This window comes from Bacillus sp. 01N42_2, assembly GCF_056399565.1.
This window is the reverse complement of sequence record NZ_JBFTRO010000001.1, coordinates 42,634-60,737: the sequence shown is the minus strand read 5'-3', so window position 1 is coordinate 60,737 and position 18,104 is coordinate 42,634. Positions and strand designations below refer to the sequence as shown.

Sequence of the window (18,104 nt, the reverse complement as noted above, 5' to 3'; positions counted from 1 at the left end):
AGCTGACATGGCAAAAAAACAGATTCTCGGACTTATCATCGCCTTATTAGGCGTCAGCATGTTTTTACGTATTATCGGCATTGGCGACTTCCTGTTTTGGCCGCTCTTTTTTCTGATCACAGGCTATATTTTTAATAAATACTCCCGCGGCTGGCTCGGCTCCGTCCTGTATATCTTTGCCGCTTTTTTATTTTTGAGAAACCTGTTCAGCGCCACCTTCAGCCTGTTCGGCTATGCCTTCGCCGCCTTTCTCATTTACGCGGGCTACAGGCTTCTGAAAGGAAAGCGCGTATTTGAGCATAAAGAAAAGAAAATCAGCCTTGAAAAAGAAGAACAGCCAAAGCCGGCCGTCCAGCCGGAAAGCAGACAGCCGGACCTCCGCAGCTTTTTTATCGGCGAGCTGCGCATGATGAAGGACCCGTTTGAGCTGAATGATTTAAATGTTTCCGGGTTTATCGGTGATGTGAAAATTGATCTATCAAAGGCGATGATACCTGAAGGAGAAAGCACGATGACAATCAGCGGCGTCATCGGCAATGTTGATGTGTACGTCCCGTCCGATATCGAAGTGTCCGTCAGTTCATCAGCTTTTATCGGCGATATGAACCTGCTCGGCTCTAAGAAAAGCGGCATGAGCACGAATCTGTATAAAGTGTCTTCTGAGTACGGCGACTCGCCGCGGCGGATTAAAATATCAATTTCTCTATTCATCGGCGATGTGGATGTGAAGTATTTATGAGGAAAAAATTACTCGCCAATATTCAGTGGCGCGCCATGCGGATGACCGCGGGGCTCAGTCTGCTCCTTTGCGCGGTGTTTATTGCGCTGATGCTGTTATATTACGGGCTTGATCCGATGCTTTTGTTTTCTTCCGGCTGGTTCGGTATTCCGTTTGTGGTCATCCTGCTTTTGGCGTCCCTTTCGGCCGGACTGATTTCCGGTTATGTATACGGCGGCCGTCTGAAAACGAGAATGGATACACTGATTGAAGCGGTTTTGAAATTTGAAAACGGCAATTTCGCTTATCGGGTGCCGCCGCTCGGTGATGATGAAATCGGTCTGGCGGCAGACCAGCTCAACGAAATGGCCAAGCGGGTCGAGCTGCAGGTCACATCGCTGCAAAAGCTTTCCAACGAGCGGGCGGAATGGCAGGATCAAATGAAAAAATCGGTCATCACTGAAGAACGCCAGCGGCTGGCGCGCGATCTGCACGATGCCGTCAGCCAGCAGCTCTTTGCCATCTCTATGATGACTTCCGCCGTCTTAGAGCAGGTGAAAGATGCGGATGACAAAATCGTCAAACGGATTCGCATGGTTGAACATATGGCGGGTGAAGCGCAAAACGAAATGCGGGCGCTGCTATTGCACCTGCGGCCTGTCACGTTAGAAGGAAAAGGCTTGAAAGAAGGGCTGATTGAGCTGTTAAAAGAGTTCAAAGCGAAGCAGCCGCTTGATATTGAGTGGGATATCAGCGACACGGGTGTGTCAAAAGGCGTTGAAGACCATCTGTTCCGAATCGTACAAGAAGCGCTTTCCAATGTTTTCAGGCATTCAAAGGCGACCAAGGTCACTGTCAGACTCGGCGCGAAACATCAAAAACTTCAGCTTAAAGTTATTGATAACGGCGCGGGTTTTACAATGGATCAAGTCAAAGCGTCCTCTTACGGTCTGCATTCCATCAAGGAAAGAGCGAGCGAAATCGGCGGCATAGCGGAAATTATCTCAGTGAAGGGAAAAGGCACGCAGATCGACGTGAAAGTCCCGATTTACGAGAAAACAAAAGGAGAGAACGACAGTGATTCGAGTGTTACTGATTGATGATCATGAAATGGTCAGGATGGGTCTGGCCGCGTTTTTAGAAGCACAGCCGGACATTGAAGTCGCCGGTGAAGCATCAGATGGACAGCAGGGCGTCGATCTGGCCGCCGCGCTTTTGCCGGATGTGATTTTAATGGATCTTGTCATGGACGGCATGGACGGCATCGAAGCGACGAGACAGATCTGCGCCAAACTCGATGACCCGAAAATCATCGTGCTGACGAGCTTTATTGATGACGATAAAGTGTACCCGGTAATCGAAGCGGGAGCGCTCAGCTATTTGCTGAAAACGTCCAAGGCGGCGGAAATAGCCGAAGCCATCAGAGCGGCTGCCAAGGGCGAACCGAAGCTTGAATCGAAGGTGGCGGGAAAAGTGCTGTCAAGGCTGCGCCATTCAGAGAATCAGCTTCCGCATGAAACGCTGACAAAGAGAGAATTGGAAATCCTCTGTCTCGTCGCGGAAGGCAAGACGAATAAAGAGATTGGGGACGAGCTGTTCATAACGATTAAAACGGTGAAAACCCACATCACGAATATATTGTCAAAGCTTGATGTCAGTGACCGCACGCAGGCAGCCGTATATGCCCACCGCAATCATCTCGTGAAATGAAAAAAGGAGAGCGGTGCTATGCACACTCTCCCCGCAGGACAGGTCATTGGGACATTCCTTTTGTTCCGAAATCTCTGACGGCGACTTTGACTTTGTATTCAATATCTGATTCACTGAAATGACGGTCCCAGTCAGAGGCCACCTTTTGCCACTTATCGGGGTAATGAATACGGACCTGGTCGCCTAACCCGGTAATATCCACTTTTAAATCATGCTGCAGATAATCGATGAATGTCATGACATCCGAATGGATGCTTCGTTTTACCGCGTTTTTGATTTCATTTATATAGGACTCCTTGAAGGAATCTTCTTTCGGGTTCCAATCCTCAGACAGGCGGCCTTCAACAAATCGGGTAACGATAAACTTGAATTTTCCGTTTTTATATTGTGTTTTTACATCATATTTGCTTGAAAATACCTCGAAGGATAAATAATAATTGTCATGCTTTGCAAACGTGACGCCCCCTTTTACCGTCCCTGTGAACAGGTTCATATTCTGGACTTGTAAAGGCGTTAAATTCGCATACCAGAATTTATTTTTTATAATGGTAGCGCCCCAGATTTCCAGTCTGCTGCCCACTTTGCGCACTTGAGGAAGGGCAAAGGTTTCGCCCTTGGCGATTCTCTCGGATATTTCCCCCAATGTCACAGGCTCCATCATTCGGATGGTGACGGCATTATTTTCCGTTAAGTCATAGATGGTATTTGACGCAGGCTCCCCCTGGTCGCTGACATTGAAAATATCTTTCGTTTTATCCGGCACCGTCATCACATTGCAGCTTCTTCTCGTTCCGTTGTCCCTGACAAACTGGTTCATTAATGCGTCAAACGGGATGTTGTCCTTTAACAGCGCTTCGGAAAACAGCATGATGCGCAAGTGCTGGGAGAAAGCGGGGTGATTTTTTAACGATGCCGTCCTTAAGGCTTGGTGAACAGTTTCCCCGGAAGTGGAAGTCACCTTTGTCGGATTACTTGATGTCGACTGCTGGGAACTTGCTTTTTGCGGTATCAGAATCTGCTGCGTCACTTCCACGTTTTCTTCCTCAGGTTTATCGAGCCCGACGCCGATAACGAGGCTCAAGTCTTCTATATTACGGCTGTCCCAGCACCCCGTCAAAAGCAATGAGCAAAGAAAGATTACGATGTATTTCTTCATTGCGCTTTTTTCACCTTCCTTTTCACAGCGACGACTGCAAACATCAGTAAAGGCAGCAAAAAGAAACCTAAGAAGATATAGCCGAGAATATCACTGAACATCATCAGCTTGTTCGCGTCCTTTGGCATCAATGCCCCCAAGAATGTCGCAATCCCTACGAAGATGATGCCTTTTTTCTGCTTCAGCCCGAAAATTTTATGAAGGCCAGATGTCGCGAAATATCCGTACGATACATAGGTGGCGAAAAATTGGATAATCCAGACAACAAGTAAAAAGGACTCGAACCGTTCGATAAAAAGCCCTTTGATTTCAAATGATTGAAAGAGCGCGATCGTAGGCCAGATCATTGTTTTGACATCCTGGGTGGTTAAGGCGCCGACGACGAGCACGTAGGTAATGATGTATAAAATAATCGGGATGCCAAAGCCAATGGCCGACATGCGGAACGTGTGCTGTTTATTTTTAAGGTACTCTGGGAGAAACAGCATAATTTCAATGCCCAAGAAGGAAACAGAAACGACGGTCAAAGAGGCCATAACGGGAGAAAATCCCTGGCCGAGCACCGGCCGCAAGTTGTCTATATCAAATATTTTAAAGCTGAAGGAAAACACCGTCAGCAAAATAATAATCGTAATCATTAAATAGAAAGGAAAGAGCCTGCCGATATCACTCATGCCGCCGATAATCAAATAAACGGAACAGGCGATAAAGATAATCAGCATGACCGGAACGGGGGTTTTTTCCAATAAAAAGAACTTGACCATTTCCGCCATCGCACGGGCTTCGAAGCTGGCGACTCCTATAAAATAGAGACAGATCACCAGGTTGACGATATTGCCCGCCCATTTGCCGAGACCTTCATTCATATAATCAAAAAACGATCCGTATTGATGCTTTTTCATAATGAGCGTATTGAGATAAATCAAAAAGATAAAGATGACGCCTTCCAGACATAATGCGATCCAGCCGTCCGGCGAATTTGCCCTCGCTGACAGCGACCGCGGCATGGTGAGGAGCCCCGCCCCGAGCATCGTGTTGGCAATCAATGCCGTCCCTTGATAGCTTGTAAGTTTATTGTGAGTTGTTTTCTGGCTCATTTACGTTTTTCGCCTCTTTTGGTTGATTTTTAATAGGGAGACGGAGAATGGAATCGCTTGCGTTTTTTAAGCTGAAAAACCCATTCGGCGAGAAATATGGAGAACCGAAGCTTCGCTGTCTCGATAAATGGGTGTATATCGCCAGCATAAATAAAATCATGCCGTACAGCCCGAATGCTGCCGCAGCAAACATTGAAATGAAACGGAGCACACGGAATGAAAGCCCCATTCCGTACTGCGGCACCGTGAATGAAGCGAGCGCGACAATGCTGACCACGATGACCATGATGGAGCTGACAATATTCGCTTCAACGGCCGCCTGGCCGATGACGACTCCGCCCACCAATCCGATCGTCTGGCCGAGCGGGTTAGGGAGCCTCAAACCCGCTTCTCTCAGCAGTTCTATCGTAATTTCCATCACCATTGCTTCAATGATGGGCGGAAAGGGAACGTTTTCTCTGTTCGCCGAGATAGTGACTGCAAGCGGCGTCGGCAGAAGCCCTTGGTGAAACGAGACGAGGGCGATATAAATGGCTGAAAAAAACAGTGTGATAAAAATAGACGTAAACCGCAGCGCCCGAATGAGCGAGGCGGAAATCCACCGTTCATAATAATCGTCGGGAGACTGCATTAACATTCCTAAAGAAGCCGGAACCACCAGCGCAAACGGTGAGTTGTCGACAAGGATGGCGACGCGGCCGTTAAACAAGGCGGAGGAGACTTTATCAGGCCGTTCCGTATTTTGTATTTGCGGAAACGGCGAATACTTATTATCCTCAATAAGCTCTTCAAGCGTCCCGGAATCCTGAATGTCGTCCAGCTTCACTTCGCTGAGACGTTTTAAAACATCGCTGACGACAGACGGGTCAGCCTCATCATCTATGTACATGACAGTGGCGTATTTTAACTTGCTTTCTCCGAGCGGAACCTTTTTCGTTTTCAGCTTCGGATGGTTCGTCCGCTGCCTGATCATGGCGACGTTTGTATCAGAATCCTCTATGAAAGCGACCTTAGGCCCTCTTACAACCTTTTCGGAGGTAGGCTCTGTCACGCTTCTTTTTTCTCTTTTTCCCGTGGAAAGAATGTATACGTTATCAAGGCCGTTAATAAACACGGCGCATTTCCCCCGCAGAATGGAAGTGACGGCTTCTTTCGCCGCAGTGACGGGACGGGCGTCAATCTGATCAAGACGCTTCGTCACTGCCTCCAGCGTCAGGGTGTCTTCTCCCTGCAGCAGCGTTTCAATCGCTTCTTTTATTTTGTCTTCATCGTTCATTTCACTCAGATACATATAATAAAAAACAAGCCCGTTCGGAAGCATCTTTTTATTTTGAACCAGGTCATCGTTCGGCTCTAGGTGGGGCAGCACCATAGCCAGGTTTATGTGTATGTATTCCTTGAATTCCGATTGCGCCATCAACTGTCACCCGCCTTCCATTCCTTAATTGAGGTTATCTTTTCCTGTTAAAAAAATGATATACTATGATAAAGTAATTAGTGGTACAAGTTTTTTTATGAAAGCGGAGGAGAGATGTGGCACAAGTCAGACTGGCAGGAAATGCCGAAGAAATAGAACAGCTCATCAAATCATTTGAAGCGCATTACGAAGTGGCTTACACGTCGAAGGAATACCGAAAAACAAATCCGAAGTACAAATACTCTAAGGATTCGCGCGTCTATCTTGAGCTGAAATTAAAAACGGCCAAGACCGAAAAATAAAAAGGGTTTCATCGGTTACTGGCGAATAATACTCAGGGTGAAGCAACTGTTATGGAGGGATACATAAATGGACTACAGAATTGAAAAAGACACCATGGGAGAAGTTAAAGTTCCGGCAGATAAATTTTGGGGCGCTCAGACACAGCGCAGCAAAGAGAACTTCAAAATCGGTTCAGAAAAAATGCCTCAGCGTATTGTGAAGGCGTTTGCAATTTTAAAAAGGAGCACGGCGATCGCTAACGAACGCCTCGGCAATTTAGAGTCTGAAAAAGCACAGGCGATTGCCGCTGTATGTGATGACGTATTAAACGGCAAATACGACGATAACTTTCCGCTCGTTGTCTGGCAGACGGGAAGCGGCACACAAAGCAACATGAATATGAACGAAGTGGTGGCCAACCGCGCGACTGCTTTATTGAAAGAAAAAAATTCTGATCTGAAGATTCATCCGAATGATGATGTCAACCGCAGCCAAAGCTCAAACGATACATTCCCGACGGCGATGCATGTTGCGGCGGTCCTTGCCGTATATGAGCAGCTCGTTCCGGCACTTGATCAGCTGCGCGCGACACTTGACGAAAAAGCAAAAGCGTATCAAGACATTGTGAAAATCGGACGCACGCATTTGCAGGACGCGACTCCGCTGACACTCGGACAGGAAATCAGCGGCTGGGTATACATGCTTGACCGTTCTAAAGAAATGATTCTTGAGTCAACGGAAAAAATCCGCGCGCTTGCCATCGGCGGCACGGCAGTCGGTACCGGAATCAACGCCCACCCGCAGTTCGGTGAATTCGTCGCGGAAGAAATCACAAAAGTAACGGGGCAGACGTTCAAAAGCTCGCCTAACAAATTCCATGCGCTGACAAGCCATGATGAAATCACTCACGTTCACGGCGCGTTAAAAGCATTGGCTGCCGACCTGATGAAGATTGCCAACGATGTCAGATGGCTGGCAAGCGGCCCGCGCTGCGGAATCGGCGAAATCGTCATTCCTGAAAATGAGCCGGGAAGCTCTATCATGCCGGGCAAAGTCAACCCGACGCAAAGTGAGGCGCTGACAATGATCGCCGCGCAAGTGATGGGAAATGACGCGACAATCGGATTTGCGGCCAGCCAAGGAAACTTCGAGCTGAACGTCTTCAAGCCGGTTATCATTTATAACTTCCTGCAGACAGTGCAGCTTCTCAGTGACGGAATGAATTCCTTCCATGACAAATGCGCTGTCGGTATTGAGCCGAACCAGGAAACCATTCAGGAAAATCTTTCTAACTCATTAATGCTTGTCACGGCGCTTAACCCGCACATCGGTTATGAAAACGCGGCAAAAATCGCCAAGCTTGCCCACAAAGAAGGCCTGACGCTGAAAGAAGCGGCATTACAGCTGAACCTTCTGACAGAAGAACAATTTAATGAAATGGTGCGTCCGGAAGATATGGTGCACCCGAAAGCATAAACAGAAAGAACGGCTGCAGTCATTGCGGCCGTTCTTCTAAATAAACTGCTGTTTCAGTAAAAATCTGAGCTGTTCTGCATCTTCAGCCAGCAGGTCGGATTCCTTCAAATTCAGAATCATTCCTTTGATGATTGCCGGTTTCGGCGACTTTTTCTTCATTTCCGCTTCAAGAATATCCAAGCTCTCGGTGTATTCAGATGCTTGCGGCTTGTCCATCGTGCTGATGCGCGCACGGAGGGTCTGCAAGATTGATTGGCTTAAAGGATCGGGCTTCCCGTTATGAAGGGGCCCAAACAGTGAGCTTGCCTCATCAAGAGAAATAAACGCTTCATCATGTCTGTCCGCCATTCCGTTTACGATGTCATCAATTCTGTGAATCACGGTATTTGCGAGAAGCGCAGGCTGTACAGACCGGCCGGTCAGAATGAGATATTCAAGATACATCTGACTGATTCCTTCTATTAAAAAACAAAGCTCGGCGGTGTATGGTTCGGCTTTTTCTCCGTAAATAGCAAGAAGACTGTCGATATGAAACTGCAGGATCGACCGGCGGATTCTCTTTCCGCACTGGGCCACTTCTTCGGTATAAGGAAGTGAACCGTCTTTCATCTGCACGGTAATAAAATCTTTATGGGCGAGAATCGATTCATAAAACACCGCAAGCTGTTTTTGATAAGCGGCTCTCGGGCTGTCACCCTCCGTTTGGATCGTCGTGATTCGGGTAAACGTTTTATCATAGTAGTAATTCAGCATGGACAGAAGCAGTGCTTCTTTGGAAGGAAAGTGAAGATAAAAAGCGCCTTTTGAGATTTTGCATTCATCGGCGATTTCCTGAACCGATGTTGATTTGTACCCTTTTCGGGCAAACAGTTTAATTGCTGCTTCAATAATCAGCTTTTCTTTTTCCTTCAATGGTTCCACCCTTTCGGAGCCAGGAGGCTGGCTTATGCTTCACGTGTGTGACTATATGGTCATATTGATATTCTGTAAATTTAACCTGATTGTAACTTGTTTTTTTGTTTTGTTTTATTTATATTATAAAGTGAGCTGACCGAATGGTCAAAGTTCTGGCGAAAGGGTGAATCTGAAAATGAAAGAATTAGATGAAATGATCAGCCGCTTGCGAAACAGAGGAATTAAAGTCGAAAAGGTGAAATATCCGAAAAAGACGATTTGTGAAAAGAAATGGGTTCATCAATGCCGAAAACCGCTGAAAACAAACTACAGAGATTTTAACGGCTACTCCTTCACATAAAAAAAGACTGCAATGAAACACTACAGTCTACTTTGGTATGATAATCCGATAGATTACACCCGATTGGTCATTTTCAATTGAAATTGATGCTTTATGCAGGGTTAAAATCCGTTTTACGATGCTGAGTCCTATGCCGAACTCGCCTTTCTTCCCTTTATTAAAAGGCTCGTACAAGCTGGATAGCATCTCATCCTCAATCGGAGGCCCGTCATTTTTAACCGTCATGACAATCTGCTGCTGATTTTGGCTGATCCGAATGTGAATCGCCGTTTCCGCATAGCGGATTTGATTTTCAAGAATGTTTTCGAGGAGCTTGCCCCATTGTTCCGGATCACCGGGCATCATCAATACATCTTCTGTTTCAACGGTCCACGATAATTCCTTCCGGGCCCATTTGAGCCGCTCAATGACTTCTTCCGTGACTTTCACAAGGTCAAATGTCTCATGGTGCACCCGCTGCTTCATTAAATAATCAAGCTTCGTTAAATATAATAAATCCTTAATTTTCTTCTCAAGCTTTTCTGCTTCGCCTTCAATGACATCAATTGTGTTTTTCAGGTCCCCCTTAGGAAAAATCCCGTCCTTTATTGATTGAGTATAGCCCCTTATCACCATGACAGGCGTTTTTAAATCATGAGAGATATTTTGCAGGAGCGTTCTTTCCGTTTCATCCTTTTGCACCAGCTTGCTCCGCATGTCTTCAATGGTGTGGCCTAATTTTCCGATTTCATCTTTTCTGTCGACGATGACCGGATCATCCCAGTCCTGTTCGGAAATCCGTTTGACATGCTTCTCTAAGGAGACGAGCGGACGAGAGAGATATTTGGCAAGCCAAATCGCCGGAATCCAGCTCAACAAAATGACGCCGGCAATGATAAAGAGCAGCTGCTTAAACAGGGTGTATGACAGATCATCACGGTAAGAATCAAGCGCATATGACAGCATCATCGCATCCTGACCGTTAATGGTGAGGCCTTTTTTAATGACGAAAAACACTTTTTCCCCGCCGATGTCCGCGCTGTATCGTTTCGTGACGCTGTGCTGGCGGCCCGCGAGCTTGTACACCTTATGGATAAAGGAAGAAGAAAAGTAGTTTAAATCTTTGTCGCTCGCCGATTCCTCCCGCTCCGGCAAAAGAACGTGCTGAACGGATCGGAAAGTCGTCGGAGCGGTCGCGTCCTCACTGTAATATCCCCGCTCGATCGACCCGGGCAGCCGGTACTCCGTCAGCACATGCTGTTCATTTTCAATGGTCGTGTACGTTTCATCCGTGAAAAAATCCCGCAGCGTATTTGAGAACAGCACGAGCAGCAGAATCGAGATGGCTAAAAGGATACCCGAGATGACCACCCATATTTGAAAAGCAAGCGGCTTATTTTTCATGACGTCATCATCCTGTAGCCGAATCCGTAAATGGTTTCAACCTTTAAGCCGGGCATTTTTTTCCGCAGCCTCCGCACAAGATCATCGACCACCCGGTCAGTGCCGAAATAGTCATGGCCCCATATTTTCAGCAGGATATCTTCCCTGGAAAAGGGGTGTCCTTTATGGTGAAGAAATAAAAGCAGCAGATCAAATTCCTTAGACGTCAAATTGACCAGGCTGCCGGTTTCATCATAAACCTCTCTGGCATCTTCGATCACATTGTAGGAGGAAACGGTGAGGCCGGTTTTTTTGGGAGCGGGCTGTTCTTTATACACAAGCTCCAGCAGTTTTTGAACCCGTATAATGAGCTCTCTCGGCAAAAAAGGCTTGGCGATATAATCATTGCTTCCAAGCTCTAACCCGAGAACTCTGTCAATATCGGCATCCCGGGCGGAAATGAAAATGACCGGCACATCGGGATCTTTTTCTTTTATTTCTTTTATTAATGTATAGCCGTCCGTATCCGGCAGCATGATGTCAAGAATCCACAGGTGTGGAGACGGCTGCATCTGCTTTCTGGCTTCTTCGCCTTTTGTGAAAGATGTAATGTTCCAGCCTTCATTCTCTAAATATTTTGTGAGCAGTTCATTCAGATTATCCTCATCTTCAACTAGGTAAATGGTGTATGACAAGGCATTTCACATCCTTTCAACGTCATTATACTAGTTTTAACACACTCAGGCCGCATTTTCATAATTTCACATATTCTTTTCATTTTTATCCCACAATGTTTGTTTATGATGTGTATAAGGGAAGAAAGGAAGAAAAAAAGCGGGGAAGATAACATGTTCAAACACATTTTGTTTTGGAGCTTTGCTTTTCTCCTTATTATTGGGACAATAGAACTTGTACATGCGATGAATATGTAATGAATAGAATGAGAACATACTGAAGGAGTGTGCGTGAATATGAACGATCAGCGAGATGACGGCATCAGCCGCGATCAGTCAGATCTTTCACATACGGAGCAAAACGGCAATGAACAGCAGCGGATCAGCCATCAGGAACCTGAGCTGCTTGAAGGCCCCGTCTCTAAAGAAGCGGAAAAAGAGACGGCGGCCGGTACGGAATTTGAAAAAACGGCTGCCGTGAAAAAAGAAAAAAAACGGAGAGCCGCTTGGCTGAGCCCGATTTTAGGCGGCATTATCGGCGGCGGCCTCGTGCTTGGCATTGTGCCGAATCTGCCGGGTGAGCAGCATAAGGCAGAATCTGTTTCTGATACGGCGAAACAAGTTCAGTCTGCGAATTTTACGTCAACGCCTTTGAAAAATACCTCAAGTGTGGCAGATATGGTAGAAGATTTGGAGCCTGCGATTGTCGGAGTGTCCAACTATCAAGCGTCGCAAAGCGGCCAATTCGGACTTGACGGCGGTTCAAGCTCTGAAACGGAGAGCGGCACGGGGTCAGGCGTCATTTTCAAAAAAGACGGCCAAAAAGCGTACATCATCACAAACAACCATGTCGTAGAAGGAGCAAACAAGCTGTCGGTCACTCTTTATAACGGGAAAACCGAAACGGCAAAGCTTGTCGGAAAGGATGCCATCAGTGACCTGGCCGTACTGGAAATCAGCTCGTCCAATGTCAAAAAAGCGGCCAGCTTCGGCGATTCTTCACAGCTGCGCATTGCCGATAAGGTAATCGCCATCGGCAACCCGCTCGGCCAGCAGTTTTCCGGCACCGTCACACAAGGTGTGATCAGCGGACTGAACAGAACGGTAGACGCCGACACTTCCCAAGGCACGGTGGAAATGAACGTGATTCAGACGGATGCGGCGATTAATCCCGGTAACAGCGGCGGGCCGTTAATCAACTCCAGCGGCCAGGTCATCGGAATCAACAGCATGAAAGTCAGTGAAAACGGCGTGGAATCACTCGGCTTCGCCATTCCGAGCAACGATGTGGAACCGATTGTCGACCAGCTGCTTGCTAAAGGAAAAGTCGAGCGTCCGTTTTTAGGCGTGCAGATGATTGATATGTCGCAAGTGCCGGAAACCTATCAGGAAAACACGCTCGGATTGTTCGGCGACCAGCTGTCTAAGGGCGTTTACGTAAAAGAAGTGCAGTCCGGCTCACCGGCTGCGAAAGCGGGCATCAAATCAAATGACGTCATCGTAAAATTGAACGGCAAAGATGTCGGCAGCAGCGCCGATATCAGACAGATTCTGTATAACCAGCTGAAAATCGGCGATAAAACGACTGTTCAAGTTCTCAGAGGCGGCAGCAAAAAGACGCTGAACATCACATTAACGAAACAAACTGAAAGCGCAAGCTGAACGCATAAAAAAAGCTGAACCTCCGCCTGAGGTTCAGCTTTTTTCGTCATTCTCCTAAGTAGGCTGACAGCATCCACACATGCTTGTCCGCTTCTTCAACTAATCCGACAAACAGGTCGGCTGTTGACGGGTCATTTTGTTCCTCGGCGATGCCGATGACAAATTTTGATTCGCGGCTGATCTGTTTGTAGTCTTGAACGAGTGATTCCACCATTTCAGAAGCCGTCTTTTCCTGTCCTTCATCCGTAATGGAAGCTTGTTCAAGGTAGCTGTGAAAAGTCGCCGCGGGCTGTCCGCCGATGGCCAGAAGACGCTCTGCGATGGCATCCGCCGTTTCCGCCGCTTCGTTATACAGTTCTTCAAACTTTTCATGCAGCGTAAAGAAATGAGGGCCTTTTACATACCAATGGAAGCGGTGCAGCTTAGAGTAAAGGATAAACCAGTTTGATAATTGGGTGTTCATTGATTTCTCAACTAGATTTTCAGTTTTTTTCGCGTTTTGTGTATTCATATTTATCGTCCTCCCTGTGATCTGTTAATTTAATTATATCACGTATCAAATAAAAATCAATACTAAATTATAATAATTATAATTTAGGTTTCCTTGAACAGCTTTTTCTTTATGATCGATTCCCAGACGGGCCAAGAGAAGAGGGAGCGGCAAGCCAATGTCAGCTTAATGCCCCTGCCGATCGGATACCGCAGTTTCTTCAGGCGTTTCGTCTGTGCCAATTGAAAAATTAGCTCCGCCACGTCATTGGGATCGCCGCTTTTGGATGCGCTCGCTTTGACGTAAGCTTCAATTTGCTGATAATAGCGGTAATAAGGCGAATCTTTTCCAGGTGCCGTAAGATGATTGGAGAGAGACGTCTCCCAAATAGACGTTTTATAGGAGCCCGGTTCTATTAAAGCGGCATTAATTCCTAAAGGCAGAAGCTCAAGACGCAGACACTCTGTAAACCCTTCAATCGCGAATTTGGAAGAAGTGTACGGAGAAAGAGCAGGAAAGGCGGTCAGTCCGCTGATGCTGCTGATGTTGATGATTTTCGCTCCGCCGTGTTTTCTCATATAAGGGAGCACGGTTTTTGTGACATGAATCAGGCCGAATACATTCGTGTCAAACTGCTGTCTGTAATGTTCCATCGGTACATCTGCAATAAATCCCCCATACGCAGTGCCGGCGTTGTTCACAAGCACATCAACCGGTCCGAAACCGCTGATGGTGTTGCCGAAGTCAGACACCGACTGCTCATTTGTAACATCTAAAGAAGCGATCGTAATATGACCGGATACACCCGCTTGGGCGGCCGCCTCTTTCAATGTTTCAGCTTTCTCCGGCTGTCTCGCTGTTGCGATGACATGATAAGACCGGGCGAGCTTCAGCGCTGTCAGCAGACCGAATCCGCTTGTCGCGCCGGTTACAATGGCAATTTTTCTGTTCAACTCATATTCCTCCCCGTTTGTTCTTATATGTTAGTGTATAACATTTAGCGGTGAGAAGGAGAAATCGTTCGGAAATATGTCAGAATTATTTTATAATGGAATCAGCTTCGGACAGAAAGGGGTAATGAAAAAGATGGCATTAGAGGGATTGAAGGAAACATGGGATTTAAACTCCATTTTTGAGGGCGGGAGCAGGTCGGAAGATTTCCAGCAATACATACAAGAGCTCAAACAGCAGCTCAGCGCTTTTCAAAAAGAGGCAGAGGCGTTTACAGTTCCGTCTCATGCTGATGAAGGCGGGGAGCTGGTCAATCTGATTGATCGGTTTGAACGGTCGGCGATCATGATCAGACAGGCGGGAGCGTTCGTCGGCTGTCTTCAGGCTCAGAACACTGATGACCAGAAAGCGAATGAGTGGAGGGCGCGGATCAATCAGCTGAGCAGTGATTTTAAATCCGCTCTGGTCACCCTTGACGATACACTTGCCCGGATTGACGAGCGGGTCTGGGAGGAGCTGCTGCAAAAACCGGAACTTCAGGACCTCACATACGTTTTAAATGAAAGAAGAGACCGGATCAGAGAAAAGCTCAGCGTTTCAGAAGAGAGACTGATTGAAGGTCTGGCCGTTGACGGCTATCACGCATGGGGCGACCTGTATAATGCGGCTGTCGGAAGAATGAAGATTCCGTTTGAGGATAAAGAGCTGTCAGTCGGCCAAGCGGAAAACATGATGGCGCATCCGGACCGCGGCACCAGGCGGCAAGTATTTAAAGAGCTTAACGAAGCCTGGAAGGGAGAAGAGGAGCTGTTTGGCAGCACGCTGAATCATCTGGCCGGCTTCCGAACGGAAATGTATAAAGCGCGGGGCTGGGAAAGCGCCTTGGAAGAGCCGCTTGCGATCAACCGGATGAAAAAAGAAACACTGGATGTCATGTGGCAGGTCATTACCGATCATAAAAAACCCTTTGCCGAATACCTGAATCGAAAGGCGTCCCTCTTAGGGCTTGAGCGCCTGAATTGGTATGATGTGAATGCGCCGATCGGCGAGGCGCCGAAAAAATACACATATGATGAAGCGGCCAATCTGATCGTTACCCAATTTTCCACATTTGGCAAAAAACTGTCCGCATTTACGGAAAAAGCGTTCCGCGATCGGTGGATTGAAGCGGAAGACCGCAGCGGCAAACGGGTCGGCGGTTTCTGCACCAGCTTTCCCGACAGCGGAGAATCCCGTATTTTCATGACGTTTTCAGGAAGCGCTTCAAATGTATCAACGCTTGCGCATGAGCTTGGACACGCGTTTCATCAGGAGGCCATGCTTCAAGTGCGGCAGCTGAACAGAGCCTACGCCATGAATGTCGCTGAAACAGCCTCGACTTTTGCGGAAATGATCGTCGCCGACGCCGCTTTGAAACAAGCGGAGACAAAAGAAGAAAAGCTGTTCCTGCTTGAAGATAAAATTCAAAGAAGCGTAGCCATGTTTATGAATATTCATGCGAGATTTTTATTTGAAACGCGGTTTTATGAAGAGCGGAAACATGGCGTCGTTCCGGCTGAAAAATTGAATGAACTGATGGAAGCGGCGCAGAAAGAAGCGTTTTGCGATTCATTAGGGGAATACCACCCGCATTTCTGGGCGTCAAAACTTCATTTTCATATTACGGGAGTGCCGTTCTACAATTTTCCGTATACGTTCGGTTATTTATTTTCCCTTGGAATATACGCAAGAGCTCTTCGGGAGAATGCGGATTTTGAAGAAAAATATATCGCGCTTTTGTGTGACACGGCTTCGATGACCGTTGAGGATTTGGCGATGAAGCACCTTGGAGCGGATCTGACGGAACGATCGTTTTGGGAGGACGCGGTCCGCCTTGCGGTACGGGATGTACAGGAATTTTTAGAGCTGACTGAATGATGATATAGAGAGGAACCGGCCGGAGCGATAAACAGCTCCGGTTCTTTTTTGTTCGATGAATGACAGCCGCCTCCCTTGGAAATACCTAAAAACGATCGGAATGGAATGGGAGTGAATCGCATGAAATGGATCAGGACGGCGGGTGTTTTATGTCTGGCGCTGATGCTGATTGCCGGCTGCCGATTGAATGAAGAAAAACGGAATGCGGAACAAGACAGCACGCCCGTATCATCCGCGAAGCCGGTTCCTTACAGCAGCTTTTCCCTTCGCGTCAACTACGGAGCCGGAGAGCATAACCGCTATGAAGGTTTGTATGAAAGAAAAGGCGGTCGTGAAAAGGCGGACATCCAGGACAAGCTTTCAGGAGTTCACAGAGAGGGCGAGGAAGCGCTTGATGAAATGAAGATGATCCTCGGAGAACTTGCCGTAAACAGCGGGATGCAAGAAGGCGAAGTTGTCAGGCAGGTGCTCTCTGCTTTTAATTTAGACAGCCATTATGACCATTTTTATTTGAAACTGAAAAAAAGCGACGGAGAAATGACGGAAATCAAGAAATAACCGCTGTCCGCTGTTTTTTTGCCCAAAACTAATTGATAATGATATTCAGAGTCATTAATTTCTGTTACAATATAATCATGATCTCACGTTGAATGTTCAGGCAATTTGTTTATATACATAGTGTTGGGAAATACAAAAAAGGAGCGGTTAGCGGTATGAGTGCAATTTCTACAGAGACGCTGAGCTTAGGGTACGGAGAGACTGTTATCATTGACGAGTTGGATGTAGCGATTCCAAAAGGCGAAATCACTGTATTGATCGGAAGCAACGGCTGCGGAAAATCGACGCTTTTACGTTCATTGGCGCGCCTGATGAAACCGAGGGGCGGTTCTGTGCTTTTGGAAGGAAAAGCCATCGCTAAGCTGCCGACGAAAGAAGTCGCCAGAGAACTGGCTATCTTGCCGCAGAGCCCGTCAGCTCCCGAAGGCCTGACCGTGCATCAGCTTGTAAAGCAGGGGAGATACCCTTATCAAAGCTGGCTGAAGCAATGGTCCAAAGAGGACGAAGACGCAGTGGCAAAAGCGCTGAAGGCGACAAAGCTTGAGGAAATGGCCGACCGTACGGTGGATTCTTTGTCAGGCGGACAGCGCCAGCGCGCGTGGATTGCGATGACACTCGCCCAGGATACGGATATCATTCTGCTCGACGAGCCGACAACCTATCTCGACATGACGCATCAAATTGAAATACTTGATTTGCTGTTTGAATTAAATGAAAAAGAAAAACGGACCATCGTCATGGTGCTGCACGACCTTAATCTCGCATGCCGCTATGCTCATTATCTTGTCGCCATTAAGGATAAACAGATTTACGCGGAGGGCCGTCCCGAAGAAGTCATCACTTGCGAGCTTGTGCAGCAGGTATTTGCGATGAACTGCCAAGTCACGCAGGACCCGCTGTTCGGCACGCCGCTTTGCATTCCGCACGGGCGCGGGAGATGCATCGTGCAGGAAGCGGCTCTCACCGCCCGATTGTCATAATCATGAAAAAGGGAAGGGAACGGTATGGAAGAAAAACTGCAGCAGCAGCTGGACGGCCTGCTTGAAAAATATACGGAACTATTGCTTGGCGAAACAACCCCGGAACTAAAGGAAGAAGTCAGGCAATGGATTTTGTATACACATATCGCAAAAAGCATGCCTCCGCTCGTAAAGCATTGGAACCAATCCTACCCGGACGCCAAAGAGGGCATCAAAGCCGCGGTACAGCACATTAAACAGCTCAATGAAGAGCACAGAAAAAAACAATAAAAAGCTTCCGGCATCAAAGAGAGGTGCCGGAAGCTTTTTTTGCTGAAAAGGAATCAATAAAGGCGCCATTCAATTCTTTAATAATTTCTTCCGCTTGTTGAACCAAGAAAAAAGGACCGCCGCAGCAAT

At 47.3% G+C, this 18,104-nt stretch carries 18 protein-coding genes and 1 pseudogene; 11 read left to right on the top strand and 8 right to left on the bottom strand.

Features of this window, described 5'->3' with window-relative positions; translation table 11 throughout:
- Positions 1–7: 7 nt before the first annotated feature.
- From liaF to liaR, 3 genes are read left to right on the top strand one after another with little or no spacing between them, the layout of a single operon-like run.
- Positions 8–739 carry a cell wall-active antibiotics response protein LiaF gene (liaF, locus tag AC1DN5_RS00360; protein ID WP_016937971.1) on the top strand — a complete coding sequence of 244 codons (732 nt, stop codon included), beginning with the start codon at positions 8–10 and terminating at the stop codon, positions 737–739.
- Positions 736–1,818, top strand: a complete 1,083-nt coding sequence (gene liaS / locus AC1DN5_RS00355) for a two-component system sensor histidine kinase LiaS (protein WP_045925986.1) — start codon at positions 736–738, stop codon at positions 1,816–1,818. The genes liaF and liaS overlap by 4 nt, the downstream gene beginning before the upstream one ends.
- Positions 1,796–2,428: a two-component system response regulator LiaR gene (liaR, locus tag AC1DN5_RS00350; protein WP_366969776.1), complete on the top strand. Its 633-nt coding sequence runs from the start codon at positions 1,796–1,798 to the stop codon at positions 2,426–2,428. Before liaS ends, liaR begins: the two co-directional genes overlap by 23 nt.
- Positions 2,429–2,471: 43 nt before the next feature.
- On the opposite strand, the gene AC1DN5_RS00345 is transcribed toward liaR, so the two are convergent.
- Genes AC1DN5_RS00345 through AC1DN5_RS00335 form a run of 3 tightly spaced genes read right to left on the bottom strand, consistent with a single transcriptional unit; the run spans position 2,472 to position 6,098 of the window.
- Complete coding sequence (locus AC1DN5_RS00345) at positions 2,472–3,584, bottom strand: Ger(x)C family spore germination protein (protein WP_016937974.1); 1,113 nt, start codon at positions 3,582–3,584, stop codon at positions 2,472–2,474.
- On the bottom strand, positions 3,581–4,681 hold the full coding sequence (locus AC1DN5_RS00340; protein WP_095241361.1) for a spore germination protein: 1,101 nt from the start codon (positions 4,679–4,681) through the stop codon (positions 3,581–3,583). The genes AC1DN5_RS00345 and AC1DN5_RS00340 overlap by 4 nt, the downstream gene beginning before the upstream one ends.
- Positions 4,656–6,098 carry a spore germination protein gene (locus tag AC1DN5_RS00335; RefSeq protein ID WP_045925989.1) on the bottom strand — a complete coding sequence of 481 codons (1,443 nt, stop codon included), beginning with the start codon at positions 6,096–6,098 and terminating at the stop codon, positions 4,656–4,658. Before AC1DN5_RS00335 ends, AC1DN5_RS00340 begins: the two co-directional genes overlap by 26 nt.
- 116 nt (positions 6,099–6,214) lie before the next feature.
- Here AC1DN5_RS00335 and AC1DN5_RS00330 point away from each other — a divergent pair, with 116 nt between their 5' ends.
- Positions 6,215–6,400, top strand: a complete 186-nt coding sequence (locus AC1DN5_RS00330; RefSeq protein ID WP_016937977.1) for a YvzF family protein — start codon at positions 6,215–6,217, stop codon at positions 6,398–6,400.
- 67 nt (positions 6,401–6,467) lie between these two features.
- Positions 6,468–7,856, top strand: coding sequence for a class II fumarate hydratase (fumC, locus tag AC1DN5_RS00325; protein WP_327814523.1), 1,389 nt, complete (start codon positions 6,468–6,470; stop codon positions 7,854–7,856).
- A 36-nt stretch (positions 7,857–7,892) separates the two neighbouring features.
- On the opposite strand, the gene AC1DN5_RS00320 is transcribed toward fumC, so the two are convergent.
- A complete protein-coding gene (locus AC1DN5_RS00320; RefSeq protein WP_016937979.1) occupies positions 7,893–8,768 on the bottom strand; it encodes a TetR/AcrR family transcriptional regulator in 876 nt (291 codons plus the stop codon).
- A gap of 178 nt (positions 8,769–8,946) precedes the next feature.
- On the opposite strand from AC1DN5_RS00320, the gene spxO reads away from it, so the two are divergent.
- Complete coding sequence (spxO, locus tag AC1DN5_RS00315; RefSeq protein ID WP_101605372.1) at positions 8,947–9,111, top strand: anti-adapter protein SpxO; 165 nt, start codon at positions 8,947–8,949, stop codon at positions 9,109–9,111.
- A 27-nt stretch (positions 9,112–9,138) separates the two neighbouring features.
- Here the strand turns inward: spxO and cssS are convergent, their stop codons facing one another.
- Complete coding sequence (gene cssS / locus AC1DN5_RS00310; protein ID WP_064778637.1) at positions 9,139–10,494, bottom strand: two-component system sensor histidine kinase CssS; 1,356 nt, start codon at positions 10,492–10,494, stop codon at positions 9,139–9,141.
- On the bottom strand, positions 10,491–11,168 hold the full coding sequence (gene cssR / locus AC1DN5_RS00305; protein WP_045925993.1) for a two-component system response regulator CssR: 678 nt from the start codon (positions 11,166–11,168) through the stop codon (positions 10,491–10,493). The genes cssS and cssR overlap by 4 nt, the downstream gene beginning before the upstream one ends.
- 276 nt (positions 11,169–11,444) lie before the next feature.
- Between cssR and AC1DN5_RS00300 the strand changes: the two genes are divergently transcribed.
- Positions 11,445–12,809 (top strand): S1C family serine protease, encoded by a 1,365-nt coding sequence (locus AC1DN5_RS00300; protein WP_049627337.1) that lies wholly within the window; start codon positions 11,445–11,447, stop codon positions 12,807–12,809.
- A gap of 46 nt (positions 12,810–12,855) precedes the next feature.
- Here the strand turns inward: AC1DN5_RS00300 and AC1DN5_RS00295 are convergent, their stop codons facing one another.
- Together AC1DN5_RS00295 and AC1DN5_RS00290 are read right to left on the bottom strand one after the other, a co-directional pair.
- Positions 12,856–13,320 carry a Dps family protein gene (locus tag AC1DN5_RS00295; protein WP_016937983.1) on the bottom strand — a complete coding sequence of 155 codons (465 nt, stop codon included), beginning with the start codon at positions 13,318–13,320 and terminating at the stop codon, positions 12,856–12,858.
- An 83-nt stretch (positions 13,321–13,403) separates the two neighbouring features.
- Complete coding sequence (locus AC1DN5_RS00290) at positions 13,404–14,252, bottom strand: oxidoreductase (RefSeq protein ID WP_366969773.1); 849 nt, start codon at positions 14,250–14,252, stop codon at positions 13,404–13,406.
- Positions 14,253–14,385: 133 nt separating this feature from the next.
- On the opposite strand from AC1DN5_RS00290, the gene AC1DN5_RS00285 reads away from it, so the two are divergent.
- The 4 genes and pseudogenes from AC1DN5_RS00285 to AC1DN5_RS00270 all read left to right on the top strand — a co-directional run bounded on the left by AC1DN5_RS00285 (position 14,386) and on the right by AC1DN5_RS00270 (position 17,975).
- Entirely contained in the window at positions 14,386–16,167 is a 1,782-nt protein-coding gene (locus AC1DN5_RS00285) for a M3 family oligoendopeptidase (protein ID WP_366969950.1), read from the top strand.
- Between the two features lie 120 nt (positions 16,168–16,287).
- Positions 16,288–16,725 carry a YusW family protein gene (locus AC1DN5_RS00280; RefSeq protein WP_016937986.1) on the top strand — a complete coding sequence of 146 codons (438 nt, stop codon included), beginning with the start codon at positions 16,288–16,290 and terminating at the stop codon, positions 16,723–16,725.
- 155 nt (positions 16,726–16,880) lie between these two features.
- Positions 16,881–17,705: an ABC transporter ATP-binding protein gene (locus tag AC1DN5_RS00275; RefSeq protein ID WP_016937987.1), complete on the top strand. Its 825-nt coding sequence runs from the start codon at positions 16,881–16,883 to the stop codon at positions 17,703–17,705.
- A gap of 2 nt (positions 17,706–17,707) precedes the next feature.
- Positions 17,708–17,975, top strand: a pseudogene (locus tag AC1DN5_RS00270) (YusU family protein).
- Positions 17,976–18,104 lie beyond the last annotated feature (129 nt).

What these genes read in the sequence shown, in the direction of transcription:
- liaF (WP_016937971.1), top strand. Translation starts at nt 8, where the DNA reads ATGGCAAAAAAACAGATTCTCGGACTTATCATCGCCTTATTAGGCGTC.
- liaS (WP_045925986.1), top strand. Translation starts at nt 736, where the DNA reads ATGAGGAAAAAATTACTCGCCAATATTCAGTGGCGCGCCATGCGGATG.
- AC1DN5_RS00345 (WP_016937974.1), bottom strand. Translation starts at nt 3,584, where the DNA reads ATGAAGAAATACATCGTAATCTTTCTTTGCTCATTGCTTTTGACGGGG.
- AC1DN5_RS00340 (WP_095241361.1), bottom strand. Translation starts at nt 4,681, where the DNA reads ATGAGCCAGAAAACAACTCACAATAAACTTACAAGCTATCAAGGGACG.
- AC1DN5_RS00335 (WP_045925989.1), bottom strand. Translation starts at nt 6,098, where the DNA reads ATGGCGCAATCGGAATTCAAGGAATACATACACATAAACCTGGCTATG.
- fumC (WP_327814523.1), top strand. Translation starts at nt 6,468, where the DNA reads ATGGACTACAGAATTGAAAAAGACACCATGGGAGAAGTTAAAGTTCCG.
- spxO (WP_101605372.1), top strand. Translation starts at nt 8,947, where the DNA reads ATGAAAGAATTAGATGAAATGATCAGCCGCTTGCGAAACAGAGGAATT.
- cssS (WP_064778637.1), bottom strand. Translation starts at nt 10,494, where the DNA reads ATGAAAAATAAGCCGCTTGCTTTTCAAATATGGGTGGTCATCTCGGGT.
- AC1DN5_RS00300 (WP_049627337.1), top strand. Translation starts at nt 11,445, where the DNA reads ATGAACGATCAGCGAGATGACGGCATCAGCCGCGATCAGTCAGATCTT.
- AC1DN5_RS00295 (WP_016937983.1), bottom strand. Translation starts at nt 13,320, where the DNA reads ATGAATACACAAAACGCGAAAAAAACTGAAAATCTAGTTGAGAAATCA.
- AC1DN5_RS00285 (WP_366969950.1), top strand. Translation starts at nt 14,386, where the DNA reads ATGGCATTAGAGGGATTGAAGGAAACATGGGATTTAAACTCCATTTTT.
- AC1DN5_RS00280 (WP_016937986.1), top strand. Translation starts at nt 16,288, where the DNA reads ATGAAATGGATCAGGACGGCGGGTGTTTTATGTCTGGCGCTGATGCTG.
- AC1DN5_RS00275 (WP_016937987.1), top strand. Translation starts at nt 16,881, where the DNA reads ATGAGTGCAATTTCTACAGAGACGCTGAGCTTAGGGTACGGAGAGACT.